Raw genomic sequence first — 12,377 nt, 5'->3', positions numbered from 1 at the left:
TAGTATACGGGGTACTTGTTATAAAATGCAGTACCCACGATTAGGGAGCGGAAACGTAACAAGGCAATATCGCACTGAAAATCAACGCTCTTTGCCTTTCACTATAGCCGGGATTCAGGGTTATGCCTGCGCCACTTCGCGCGCCATCCCCACGTGCGGAATACCATCTTCGTCGTAGACGTCGGTGACGGTGATAAACCCAAAATGGCCGTAGAACGCCCGCAGATGCGCCTGCGCACCAAGATACAGCGCCCGCTGCGGCCAATGCTGCTGACAGCTTGCCAATGCGCGTTCCATTAGCTGATACCCCAGACGTTCGCCGCGCACGGCTGAACTGACAATCACCCGGCCAATCACCACCGGTTCAACATCCTCTTCGCTCACCAGAATGCGCGCGTAAGCCACCAGTTGGTCGTCTTTCCAGCCCAGCAGATGGCGGTTTTCACCCACCAGATCGTCGCCGTCGATATCCAGATACACGCAGGCCTGTTCCACCACGAAGACTTCGCTGCGCAGCTTCAGCAGGTCGTACAGCGTCGGGACGGTTAATTCAGAATGGTGCAAATCTTGCCAGCGAATCATGGTAGGCTCCTTAAACCTTATTTTTCACCGCCAGGGGCGCGGCGCTATGCAATTGACGTTTTTAGGCACATCCGCGGGCGTGCCAACCCGAACTCGCAACGTAACAGCAATGCTGCTGAATCTGCAACACCCGACGCAGCCGGGGCTGTGGCTTTTCGACTGTGGCGAAGGCACCCAGCACCAACTGCTGCACACTGCTTTTCATCCGGGCAAAATCGAACGCATCTTTATTAGCCACCTGCACGGCGACCATCTGTTTGGCCTACCGGGACTGATTTGCAGCCGTTCAATGTCGGGCAGCGCCCAGCCGCTCACCCTGTACGGGCCAAAAGGGCTGAAAGAGTTTGTTGAAACCACCCTGCGCCTGAGCGGTTCGTGGACTGATTTTCCGCTGGAGGTGGTCGAGATCAGCGGCGGAGAGATCCTTGACGACGGCCTGCGTAAAGTCACCGCCTTCCCGCTGAATCACCCGGTCGAGTGCTACGGCTTTCGCGTGGAAGAGCACGATAAGCCGGGGGCGCTGGATGCGCGTAGGCTGGTTGCCGCAGGCGTCGCGCCCGGCCCGCTGTTCCAGCAGCTTAAAGCTGGTGAACGGGTGACACTGGCGGACGGTCGCGTGATTAACGGCGCGGATTACCTCTCCCCCGCCACGCCCGGTAAAAAAGTGGCGATTTTTGGCGACACCGCGCCGTGCGACGCCGCGCTGGAGATGGCCCGCGACGTCGATGTGATGGTGCATGAAGCGACGCTGGAAGCCGCCATGGCGGAGAAAGCCAACAGCCGCGGACACTCATCCACCGAGCAGACCGCCCAACTGGCGCGGGCCGCCAACGCCAAGCGGCTTATCGTCACCCACGTCAGCTCGCGCTACGACGCCGAAGGCTGCCGCCGCCTGCTCGCCGAGTGCCAGGCCTATTTTCCGGCGTGCGAACTGGCCGAGGATTTCGCCACCTTCACGCTGTGATAACGTTTTAGCCGCGCCTGCCGATAACTCAGCTAATAGAGAACGCTTTTTACGCTGAGGGCATGATGGATAACTTCCAGAAAGAGATCGACGACAGGGCTAACCTGACCCTGTCTAACCGTTTTGAGCTGCTGCTTTTCCGCCTCGGCGCGTCATCGCAGAGCGATTCATCGGAACTGTACGGCATTAACGTCTTCAAGCTGCGGGAAATTGTCCCGATGCCGAGCTTCACCCGCCCCGCCGGCATCAAGCCGCCGCTGATGGGCATGGTGAATATTCGCGACCAGATCATTCCGGTTATCGACCTCGCCGCCGTCGCGGGCTGCAAACCCGCCACCGGCCTGAATATTCTGCTGATTACCGAATATGCCCGCAGCGTGCAGGCCTTCGCCGTCGAATCCGTCGAGAACATTACCCGCCTCGACTGGACGCAGATCCACACCGCCGAGAAAGCGGTGAACGGCAAGTACATCACCAGCATCGCCTGCCTCGACGACCATCAGGAGAGCAACAACCTGGCGATGGTTATCGACGTGGAGCAAATTCTTTACGACATCACCCCTTCCAACCACGACCTGCACGCCAAAGCGCTGAACCCGCGCAAATTCAATATTAAGCCGGGTGCTACGGCGATTGTCGCCGAGGACTCGAAGGTAGCGCGCGCCATGCTGGAGAAAGGGCTGAAGGCGATGGACATCCCCGCCCAGCTGCATGTGACTGGCAAAGAAGCGTGGGAGAAAATCGAGCTTATCGCCCAGGAAGCGGCGAAAGAAGGCGTGCCGGTAAGCGATAAAATCGCCCTCGTACTGACCGACCTCGAAATGCCGGAGATGGATGGCTTTACCCTGACTCGCAAAATCAAAACTGACCCACGGCTTCGCAATATTCCGGTGGTGATCCACTCCTCGCTTTCTGGGAATGCTAACGAGGACCATATTCGTAAGGTTAACGCTGATGGGTATGTGGCGAAGTTTGAGATTAATGAGCTGGCGGCGGTGATTGAGCGAGTGCTGAATAAGGCGGCTGGGCGGGGGGAGAGTGGGTTGCATGCGGTGAGGTGAGGATCGGGGGAGCCGCCAGGACGGGGAAAGTTCCTGGCGGATTTAAGGGGCTGCTATGAACGATCTGCGGACATTGCTAACAGCATTCCATGTGAATCAACGGGGAGCAGGTCAACGTTATGTAAAAGAGCTGCTTGCAGGAGATATTTTCGCACAGGACATCTCACCATATGGACATTTCTAAAGATCCACTGATTAAATAATTCTATTTTAATTATCAGGCATTGCTTTGATAGCACAGAGGGCATCTCCGATTGCTGATCCTGCACTTTCACCTTTGGCAATGTAGTCAGCATCGAAATCGGGCTTACCTTCCACATCGTTAAAATATAGTTTCCCATAACCGTTATCGCACGCTTTATCGCTTATTGCGACCTGATAGTACCTAACCTCTTTGCGATCATCTGCAATGGTTGTGCGAATTTGCTGTAACAGAAAGGAAGACTGACCTTTCATATGCCGAAACGATCCTTTTTTTCCGAGGAACAGGTTTGTCGAAGAGTTGTTCTTTGTTCCTGTAAGTTGTACCCACTCAGAGGTGTTATCCGCTGCACAAGCATTAAAGCTAAATGCCAGGCCACTTGCCAGAAGTACCGCAATTGTCGTTCTCATATGATCACCCTTATAGTTATTCACTCTGCCTATTCTTATATATTTTCTTAATGATTAGAAGATCAAATAGTATAACTGTGGGCAATACTTTTGAAGCTCAACATTTCTATAATGTGAGCCAATTAAACGATAATTGGTGCCATTTATTCCAAAAATAAAATAATCCTTGAATCACAACAGTCCGTTGTTTTTGTGATTATCCTGCAGTAATACTTCTCTTCTACATCGCGGATTCTAAAATCCTGAAAGTCGGATCGGAACTGACCACTCTCAGTAAGAGTCAAGGAGATACGGCAGGAAGAATTTCAAATCAAAAGGCGGTAGGGGCCAGACGATCCGCTGTGAGCGAGGAGAGAAAGTTCGCATTTGCTATAACCGCAGGGATGTAGAACTAACATTGGCGCGTAATAATCAACCGGGAGAAAGTCAGATGATGTAGGCCACTTCCGCTCTTGGCACAAAGCAGACGTGCAATCCTCATGTACTTGCCACGCAAACCCCGGCCGTCGCTCCGCTCGGCCGGGCTACCATTGTCGCTTGTCGTTAGAATTTCCCGCCCAATTTACTCCGCTTGATCGCCGGAATATCCCCACTATCGTTCAACGCCCCCGGAAAGGTTTTCAGCCAAACCTTCACTTTACGCTGGTTGATGTTCACGACGCTCATACCTTCGATGCAACCCCATAGCTCTCGGGTGTTCTGCGGGGTGATCACGATGCAATCTTTCATCACGCGGACTTTAACGGGCATGCCGTCGATAAATCCGGCTTGAGAGAGCCATTCTCCACCAAGGTGGACGGTGCGGCCTTCAACGAAGGAGTAAAACTCGCAGTGGGTAAAATCAGGTACGATAGTTTGAGTGAGGGGTGTCGCCATCGTGGCAGCCTCCGATAAGTGATATTTTCTCTCTCATTGGTGGCTAAACCAGACGGGGTTAGAACGACCGACTCATCGATACTGGCGCATCTTTCAATGCCCCCGCTAGCCCACCATTGAGATGGTGACTGTGCATACGACATGAAATTGCGTTGACTCGCTTTTATGTCGTCGATGAAGTTAGTTCAGGGTTCCAATCCCGGCACCTGATTTTGCAGGTACAACAACAGGATACTGCGCTTCGCGGGGCTGAGCAATACGGGCTACTGGAAGGACGCTCGCAAAACTGAATGAAAATAACGACGCGGCGTTTAGCTCAGCAACCCCGCACCAACGTTCACCGACAGCCCCAGAATCGCCAGATTGAACACAAAAGAGATAACCGAATGAAGCAATGTAATTTGCCGCATGTCGGTGGTTCCCGTCGCTACATCGGCGGTTTGTGATGCGACGGCGATGGTGAAGGAAAAATAGAGGAAGTCCCAGTAACCCGGTTCCCCAGGCTTTTCCGGAAAGATCATCGGCGTGACCTCATCACTCCGGTGCAGGTAGTGGTGATGAGCGTAATGCATGGCAAATGACGTGGGAAGCAAGGCCCAGGATACCGTTAGCGTGGCACCGGTTAGCAGCAGGTGCAGCACTCGCGGAGTTCCGGAAAGGTGCTTAAGCGAGGTGAGCTCAATCAGGATTGCCAGGATGCTGACCAGACAGCCAAGGATCACCATACCCAGCACCAACCCCGCGCTCTCGTCCTGCATTCTGGCAATACGCGGAATATCCCGAACATCGGTACGTAGCATCAAAAACCACATAAAAAACAGATACAGCCACGCCAGCATATTCCAGCTAATCAACAGCCGTTGCAGATAACCCAGCCCGGGTGGAAGGGTGAAAAAGCAGATTACCCCGGCCAGAATAGCGACCAATAAACGCAGACGCGCGCGAAAGTAAGTTCCGAGAGAAAGGGTCATGATATGAGTAGCTTAAAAAAGGGACGATAGACTAACTGTAGACCTAGATTCAGCCCCTATTCTTGCAAATCTTCGCGAGTTGGCCTTGAAAGTAGATGCTACCGATGTGGTAACAGCGAGGTTGGATCAGCACAAAACGAATCGTTTCCCAGACCCGGTGTTGGCTCACTTTTAGAAATAAGAGGCATTAGCTTCAGCACGAAGCGGACGAGCTGACTACGCTGAAGGCCCGTTTTGAGCGAAGAGCGGAAGTTATATGACCGCAAAATCTTAGGCGATTTAGAATTTGATGAGGCCCCAAATAACAAAGCACCTATCAAGTAGGTGCTTTTTCAAATATGAGAATCAGCCTTTCCCAGCAGAATATGTAACATACAGCGCAATGGTTCGGCGTCTCCCTACAATAGTTGATCTCTAGCATACCAACCTGAAGTGAACCGCTGACATATGCTGGGGTCAATTCCCTGACACTCTCATCTTGAACTACAGGCCCGCTGAGAGCGAGATGCGTAGATTATGCCTGTGTACGCATTAGTAGATTCGACCGACAGGCGCATATGATGATGCATATAAGAATACTGAGAAAAGCTGTGAATATGAATACGCCTGCTCCCGTCATGGCAAGTAACATTCCTCCAATTAACGGTCCTACGGCAACGCCTAACGTTGAAAGCGTCGACGCTCCAAGATAAGCACCTCGATGCTCAGGTGGTGCTAATTGGTCGAGCAATATATTCAGATTCGGCATCAAGATTGCCTCACCCATGCTAAATAAGCAGGTAACGGATAGCCATATCCAAATGTCCGTCGAACTTATGGAAAAATAGCAAAACTGTGAAATCGCAAAAATGATCCCCCCGAGGATAATGCGTCCAGAAAGAGTCACAGTTGCAAGAAAACGCATTATAAATGTTTGAAAAAAAAGTACGGAGCACGCGTTTGTGACCAGAACCAAGGTAATGAGCTTAACGGCACCATTACCGTCAAGTAAAAGCAGGTACTGGGGGAGTATTGCTTCATAATGGATATATACGATATTGCACAGAATGCTGCAAAGTAGCGCTGCAATGAAAATCCTGTCTCTGGCAATAAGTAATACCATTTGATGCAACTTAAGCGTCTGGGTAACTCTGGCATCTTGTCCGGCTATTATTCTGCCCCTCGGTATATAAAAAAGTACATAGATGAAAAAAGGAACATAGGTCAAACCGGTTATCAGGAACGTCCCCTTCTGTGATGTCAGACCAAATGCTAAACCGATTAGCGGGCCGAAAACCGCCGCAACATTGATCAGGTAATAGCGCAATTGAAGAGCAAGAGCGCGGCGGCGGTGATCAACAAGCAAGTCACTCATCAGTGCTCGCACAGGTGGATCAACCCATGCAAAACAAATACCTATAATCATCAGACCTGTTACGAACAGACCGAACCCTGTGGCCAGCGCCAGAGTAATGTATCCTACCGCTGAAAACCCACAACCCAGCAAAAGAATAATACGACGTCCAAGCCTGTCTGAAATTTGCCCGCCGTACATACCCAGGATCACCGAAATTAATGCACTGCTCGTCATCGTTAGGCCAATTTCGGTCGGTGTCATATGATAATTTCTTGTCATAATCACTGCGATAAATGGCCATGCCATGAAATAGCTAAACCTTATGACAAAAGTAAAAAATAGCAAAATGTGAACGATTAATGGGAACGTTTTTAATGCCGGTAGCAAACCCGAATCAACAACGCGTTCAGTGATGTCTTTTGATGCCATGATCATCCTATTTTATATTTATTAACATACTAAAAAGGCCAGCATTACAGCTTATTGCAAACGAAGTTATATTTTCACCTTCTATAAACCGTTTATTACCAGTCATCTTAACGATAATAGAAAATAATTTTATTTGATTATTGCTCAGTTTTGTTTTTAATTTTTATATGCTGGCTTTTTGAGTTAAAAAATTTGAGGAAAGCACCAGAATTCAAAAATATAAGGATACCCAAAATAACCACACCAACTGAAAGTGTCTGAGCTGAACTCAGTTTTTCATCTAAAAATAAATAGGACGTTATGACTCCTGAGATCGGAACAAAAAGTGATAAGGGGGCCACTTGTGTGGCAGGGTATTTTTTCATCAAGTTATTCCAGATCATGTATCCCATAATTGTAGTTATATAAGCCTGAAATAACACAGAAAATGCGGAGCTAATCGTCAGGCTCGCCGGTATTGTTGTTATCGCTCCCCAGCCTTTAAAACATACCGTCATTATTAATATTGCTGGTACAGCGAATAAGCTTGACCAAACGATAAATGCTACCATATCTGCGGGTTTGGTAAACTTTATAATGATGTTGCATATGGCCCATGCAACTGCCGCGACCATTACGAGTATTATTCCATTGATTGTGGATGTATCATCAGAGAAAGCAATGATCATCAGTAAACCAAAGGATGCTAAAATAATACCCAAGAAATGTACTTTATTTATCTTCTCGCCCATGAACAAGCAACTAAAAAGTATTGTGAAAAACGCACTGAATTGAAGGAAAACAGATGATAATCCAGCCGACAACCCCTTATACATCGCATAATTGACTATCCACCACAAACCTACACCAAAAACACAGCCATAGAGAGCTATATTTTTCAATGGAACATCTTTTGGTCTTCTGATGAAAAAGACCAGAGGAAAGGCACAAAATACAAATCGCATTAATGTCAGGGCAAAGGGGTCCAGGTCTCTTAAACCTAGATCAATAATAGCGAAGTTACCTCCCCACAACACAGTCACTAAAAAACCCACGAATAAATCAATTTTCTTACTCATCTAATACCTTAAGAAATACACTTCGTTATTCTTTTATCAGTCCTGCAAAAAAAATAGTCAGCATGAGTGATATGAATTAAAAATCACATTAAAAAAATAAATGCCATACAGTACATTCGCGTAATTAAAACCCAACCTTGACGCACCACTTATGAGGTTTCGATTAAATAACCAACTCATTATTTTAGGAAGATAGATAGTTTTACAATAGAAAATTCCGATATAAGAGCAGTTTGAATCAACATTCTGCAGAACCAGGCTTTGAAAAAAGAAATTGCGAACTCCTTGAGGTTGGTTGTAGTCGCTAGTGATGCCATTAAATTTCGACCGTTGATAAAAAAAATACTGTAAAATTTATCCTGAAAAAGTTATGGCACAAGCATATCCCTGGTATAAGAGTATTATCAAAGACATAATTTTCATGGATGGATGAGAAAAACTCATCTTAAGCCATTGCCAGCACTCCCTGAATCATCCCGGCATTATTCCATTGCGTTTCAGCGTGCTTTACCAATATGACTCTCATCGTAAAAAATGCATTACCCCGCCAGCGCCCCAAAGCTCACAATCCGCGACCTCCCCAACTCCTTCGCCCGATACAGCGCCACGTCGGCGGCGCGCAGCAGGCTGTCGCTCTGGGCGTGCTGCGGGTAGCTTGCCACGCCGATGGAAACATCCACATGGCCAATCTCCGCACCGCTAAAGCGCAGCACCAGTTCGCGCACGCCGTCGTAAATCTCGCGGGCGATGCGGTTAGCGCCTTCGTCATCCATATCGTACAGCAGCACCAGAAACTCTTCGCCGCCGTAGCGGAACGCCAGGCCGCGGTCTTGCACCACGCGTTGAATCGTGGAGGCGACGCTTTTGATAACCCCGTCCCCCGCCTCATGACCAAAGCGATCGTTAATGTTTTTGAAGTGATCGATATCGATCATCAGGCAGCTCATCGGCTCGTCATTACGTATCGCCTGGCTCATTTGGGTGTTGAGGGTATCTTCGAGATGGTGACGATTACGCAGGCCGGTCAGCGGGTCGTAGAGCGCTTTTTCCAGTAATGCATCGCGCAGGCGCTGGTTGGCTAACGCCAGGCCGAGCGCTTCAGCCATTAGCTCCAGGTAAGCCCGGGAAGGCGTGGTCTCTTCGTTGAGGTTCTGGAAGGAGAGCAGGCCGATGGCCTCGCCCTGGGCAATTAACGGAACGCACAGCGTATGGTCGAGGCACGATTCCGGGAGGTGGTAGCAGCCGATATCCGGCTCGCCGTAAACCGGCGGGTGACTCTGCCCACGGCGCACCGCCCAGCATTCGTCCGGATGGAACGGCGTCGGTTCGCCCTGGGGCGATAGCCAGGAAGCCACGCAGCGCATCTGCCACGGATCTTTGTCGAGAATATAGAGTCTTCCCGCGACGTCCGGCGCAATATTGGGGGCAAAGAGTTCCGCCACGTTCACCACGTCGTCAAAGCACTCGCAGCCCTGCAGACGCTGGGTCATGCGCGCCAGCAGTTCACGTATCGCCCAGTCGGCATCGCGCTGGCGTTCAAGCTGCTGCCGCACCAGGCCGTTCTCGCGGAAGATGCGGATCGCCTGCGCCATGTCGCCGATTTCATCAATCTGCTTAAAGTTCGGCGTATCCACGGCGTAGTCCTGAGAGGCCAGGCGATGCACCACGTCGCTGAGCCGCACCACCGGGCGCAGCACGCGGCGTTTTAAAATAAAGCCGAGGACAAATAAAAACAGCAGCGCCGTCAGCCCGACCATCACCTCGGATAGCGTGCGCAGAATGCGGGAGTCGCGGGTCGCCTCCTGAACCGCACGCAGCGCGCGAGCATCAAGCATCTGGCGGAAATGATCCATGCGCTCCTGCGCCCGGTCGAGCTCCTGCTCGTAGATTTTGCCATACAGCAGCGAGACGGCAATCGGTGCCTCTTCATGCGCTAAGTTGGCGAGCGCGGTTTGTTGTTCGTCCTGAAGCTCATACACAATCTGTAGCCCTTCGTGCAGCAGCGCCAGCTCTTCACCCGTCGCCCCGACATCTTCGAGCTTCGACAGATGGTGTTCAATCTCCACCTGCTGCTTTTCCCGCTGGTGATATTCACTCAGCACTTCAGGGTCTTTATTCACCACGTACAGACGTGCCAGGTCAGAGAGCGACCAGGCATTGCTCTCGATTTCATCCGTCAGCCGATCGAACACCAGACGCTGCTGCACCGCCTGCCGTTCTGCGTTATCCGCGCTGGAGGCCATCAGCATGACGATACCGGAAACAATCGTCAGGCATACCGTTGCGCCATAGGCCCAGTTGGTTATTGTGGCTATTCTCACCTGTCGGTTCCTTCTACAACCTGTCATCACGGATCATGATTAAAATTATAGAAAACGCCTGATTTATCGTGACAATAAAAAGATGATGGTAGGCCGGATAAGCGAAGCGCCACCCGGCAGAATCCGCGGCACATTGCCGGATGGCGCTTCGCTTATCCGGCCTACAACGGGTGTGGCGTTATCAGGCTTCGGGGGGATTTTTACCCTCTTCGATAAAATCTTCGTCGAGCCCCTCGACATTCCCGGCGTGATCGCGCCCGGAGAAGAGATTCCAGCAGGCGAGGAACAGCGCGGCGATAAGCGGGCCTATCACAAAGCCGTTGATGCCGTAAATTTCCATGCCGCCGATGGTGGTGATAAGAATCAGGTAGTCCGGCATTTTGGTGTCTTTCCCCACCAGCAGCGGACGCAGAATGTTGTCCACCAGCCCGACAATAATCACGAAGAAACCGACGATAAACAGCCCTTGCCACACCTGCTGGGTAGCGAAGAGGAATATTGCCGCCGGCACCCAGATAATGGCCGACCCCACGGCGGGAACCAGTGACAGGAAGGCCATCAGCGCGCCCCACAGTACGCTGCCGTCAATGCCGACAATGGCAAAGGCAATGCCGCCGAGCGTCCCCTGCACCACCGCGACAACCGCCGTGCCTTTGACCGTTGCCCGCGTGACGCCGACAAACTTGGCGAACAGGTGCTGCTTCACAAAATCGGTTAATGGGAGTGAGTCGAGGATCTGGCCCACGAGGTACGGCCCATCTTTCAGTAAGAAGAACAGCAGGTAGAGCATGATGCCGAAGCTGATAGCAAAGCCGAAGGTACCTTTACCAATCAGGAACGCGCTGCCGGCGAGGTACTGCCCGCCTGCCAGCGCCACCTCAGACAGTTTTTTCTGGATCTGGGCGACGTTATCCAGGTCGTGTTCTATCAGGAATCCGCGCGCCCAATGTGGAAGATGGGAAAAGAGGCTCGCTATCACCTGCGGGAAGCGCGTGTTGTTCTCCTGTAGCTTGGTGTAAACCACATTCAGTTCAAGCGCCAACGAGGAGAGGATCACCATCAGTGGAATAAAAACGATCAGACAGATAATGCCGATAGTCAGCAGCGAGGCCAATCCGTTACGATCGCCCAGTGCGCTGCGCAGTTTATTTTTCACCGGGTTGAAGACAACGGTGAGGATCGCAGCCCACAGAATCGCGGAAAAGTACGGCGACAATACATCGAAGAATGCCCAGGTCACGAGCGCGAGAATGAAAATGAAAAAGCCTTTGGTCAATCCGTTAAAACGCATTAGTGAGTCCTGTTGCGGGGAAACTGTCTCGACTATAGAAGCGTTTAGCCGGATTTACCAGGTAACATTGAGGCAACATTTCATAACCCCTGACGCGCGAGTGGCCGCGCCAGGTATCCTACAAAGACCGTTTTCCGGCACCTTTACCGGAAGACACAACGGGAGGAAGCATGCCAGAAGTACTCAACGAGAACCAACTCACGCTTATTGCCCAACGCCTGCAGGCGCTTGCACAGACCGGGTTGACCTATTCCAGGGACGTCTACGACCGCGAACGCTATGAAGACCTGATGGGCATAGCGGAACGGTTACTAACCGCGCGTTTTGATCTCCCCGCTGAGACGCTGCAAAACCTGCATAAGGTCGACACCGGCTACGCCACGCCGAAAACCGACGTCCGCGCGATTATCCTGCACGAAGGTAAGCTGCTGATGGTGCAGGAAGCCGACGATAAAGGCTGGAGTCTGCCGGGCGGCTGGGCCGATATTGGCGATAGCCCTACGGAGGCGGTGGAGCGCGAAGTGCGCGAAGAGACCGGACTTGAAGTGAAAGTGAGCCGTTTGCTGGGCGTGTGGGATCGTAATCAGCATGGTCATCCGCCCTATCCCTGGCATGTCTACAAGCTGATTTTCCTGTGTGAAACGCTGGGCGGTGAGCTTGCCGTTAGCCATGAATCGCTGGATGTCGCCTACGTTGACCCGGACAATCTGCCGCCGCTCTCCCTGACGCGTATCGTGCCGGAAGAGATTCACGCTAGCCTCCGTAGCGTACGTGAAAATGAGTCTGTGTGGTGCGACTAGATATCTGATTGCCGGATGGCGCTTCGCTTATCCGGCCTACCAACGACACCACTCCCTTGTAGGCCGGATAAGGCGT

The 12,377-nt window shown here is 51.3% G+C and carries 11 protein-coding genes and 1 pseudogene; 4 read left to right on the top strand and 8 right to left on the bottom strand.

Annotated features, from left to right (window positions below; genetic code table 11):
• Positions 1-120: 120 nt before the first annotated feature.
• Entirely contained in the window at positions 121-582 is a 462-nt protein-coding gene (locus ACH1XZ_RS01380) for a GNAT family N-acetyltransferase (RefSeq protein ID WP_395594026.1), read from the bottom strand.
• Positions 583-628: 46 nt separating this feature from the next.
• Here ACH1XZ_RS01380 and rbn point away from each other — a divergent pair, with 46 nt between their 5' ends.
• The 3 genes from rbn (at position 629) to ACH1XZ_RS01365 (ending at position 2,791) form a co-directional block, all read left to right on the top strand.
• Positions 629-1,546: a ribonuclease BN gene (gene rbn / locus ACH1XZ_RS01375; protein WP_395594025.1), complete on the top strand. Its 918-nt coding sequence runs from the start codon at positions 629-631 to the stop codon at positions 1,544-1,546.
• A gap of 65 nt (positions 1,547-1,611) precedes the next feature.
• Entirely contained in the window at positions 1,612-2,607 is a 996-nt protein-coding gene (locus ACH1XZ_RS01370) for a chemotaxis protein (protein ID WP_395594671.1), read from the top strand.
• A 55-nt stretch (positions 2,608-2,662) separates the two neighbouring features.
• Positions 2,663-2,791 (top strand): hypothetical protein, encoded by a 129-nt coding sequence (locus ACH1XZ_RS01365; protein WP_395594024.1) that lies wholly within the window; start codon positions 2,663-2,665, stop codon positions 2,789-2,791.
• A 26-nt stretch (positions 2,792-2,817) separates the two neighbouring features.
• Here ACH1XZ_RS01365 and ACH1XZ_RS01360 read toward each other — a convergent pair whose 3' ends face one another.
• From ACH1XZ_RS01360 to ACH1XZ_RS01330, 7 genes and pseudogenes are all read right to left on the bottom strand, one after another.
• Entirely contained in the window at positions 2,818-3,219 is a 402-nt protein-coding gene (locus ACH1XZ_RS01360; protein ID WP_395594023.1) for a hypothetical protein, read from the bottom strand.
• A 543-nt stretch (positions 3,220-3,762) separates the two neighbouring features.
• Positions 3,763-4,014: pseudogene (locus ACH1XZ_RS01355) on the bottom strand (SymE family type I addiction module toxin); the annotation flags it as partial.
• A gap of 392 nt (positions 4,015-4,406) precedes the next feature.
• On the bottom strand, positions 4,407-5,066 hold the full coding sequence (locus ACH1XZ_RS01350) for a DUF1345 domain-containing protein (RefSeq protein ID WP_395594022.1): 660 nt from the start codon (positions 5,064-5,066) through the stop codon (positions 4,407-4,409).
• A gap of 514 nt (positions 5,067-5,580) precedes the next feature.
• Positions 5,581-6,831, bottom strand: coding sequence for an MFS transporter (locus ACH1XZ_RS01345; protein ID WP_395594021.1), 1,251 nt, complete (start codon positions 6,829-6,831; stop codon positions 5,581-5,583).
• Between the two features lie 137 nt (positions 6,832-6,968).
• Positions 6,969-7,889 carry an EamA family transporter gene (locus tag ACH1XZ_RS01340; RefSeq protein ID WP_395594020.1) on the bottom strand — a complete coding sequence of 307 codons (921 nt, stop codon included), beginning with the start codon at positions 7,887-7,889 and terminating at the stop codon, positions 6,969-6,971.
• 539 nt (positions 7,890-8,428) lie between these two features.
• On the bottom strand, positions 8,429-10,210 hold the full coding sequence (locus ACH1XZ_RS01335; protein ID WP_395594019.1) for a diguanylate cyclase: 1,782 nt from the start codon (positions 10,208-10,210) through the stop codon (positions 8,429-8,431).
• Positions 10,211-10,391: 181 nt separating this feature from the next.
• Positions 10,392-11,501 (bottom strand): AI-2E family transporter, encoded by a 1,110-nt coding sequence (locus tag ACH1XZ_RS01330; protein ID WP_395594018.1) that lies wholly within the window; start codon positions 11,499-11,501, stop codon positions 10,392-10,394.
• Positions 11,502-11,671: 170 nt separating this feature from the next.
• On the opposite strand from ACH1XZ_RS01330, the gene ACH1XZ_RS01325 reads away from it, so the two are divergent.
• Positions 11,672-12,301, top strand: coding sequence for an NUDIX hydrolase (locus ACH1XZ_RS01325; protein ID WP_395594017.1), 630 nt, complete (start codon positions 11,672-11,674; stop codon positions 12,299-12,301).
• The last annotated feature ends 76 nt before the right edge of the window (positions 12,302-12,377 follow it).

It is taken from the genome of Kluyvera chengduensis, assembly GCF_044197065.1.
Lineage (GTDB): Bacteria > Pseudomonadota > Gammaproteobacteria > Enterobacterales > Enterobacteriaceae > Kluyvera > Kluyvera ascorbata_C.
This window is presented reverse-complemented; position numbering and strand designations above follow the sequence as displayed.

Bases quoted from the DNA above. Each gene is read 5' to 3' on its own strand.
- ACH1XZ_RS01380 (WP_395594026.1), bottom strand. From the start codon at position 582: ATGATTCGCTGGCAAGATTTGCACCATTCTGAATTAACCGTCCCGACG.
- rbn (WP_395594025.1), top strand. From the start codon at position 629: ATGCAATTGACGTTTTTAGGCACATCCGCGGGCGTGCCAACCCGAACT.
- ACH1XZ_RS01370 (WP_395594671.1), top strand. From the start codon at position 1,612: ATGGATAACTTCCAGAAAGAGATCGACGACAGGGCTAACCTGACCCTG.
- ACH1XZ_RS01365 (WP_395594024.1), top strand. From the start codon at position 2,663: ATGAACGATCTGCGGACATTGCTAACAGCATTCCATGTGAATCAACGG.
- ACH1XZ_RS01360 (WP_395594023.1), bottom strand. From the start codon at position 3,219: ATGAGAACGACAATTGCGGTACTTCTGGCAAGTGGCCTGGCATTTAGC.
- ACH1XZ_RS01350 (WP_395594022.1), bottom strand. From the start codon at position 5,066: ATGACCCTTTCTCTCGGAACTTACTTTCGCGCGCGTCTGCGTTTATTG.
- ACH1XZ_RS01345 (WP_395594021.1), bottom strand. From the start codon at position 6,831: ATGGCATCAAAAGACATCACTGAACGCGTTGTTGATTCGGGTTTGCTA.
- ACH1XZ_RS01340 (WP_395594020.1), bottom strand. From the start codon at position 7,889: ATGAGTAAGAAAATTGATTTATTCGTGGGTTTTTTAGTGACTGTGTTG.
- ACH1XZ_RS01330 (WP_395594018.1), bottom strand. From the start codon at position 11,501: ATGCGTTTTAACGGATTGACCAAAGGCTTTTTCATTTTCATTCTCGCG.
- ACH1XZ_RS01325 (WP_395594017.1), top strand. From the start codon at position 11,672: ATGCCAGAAGTACTCAACGAGAACCAACTCACGCTTATTGCCCAACGC.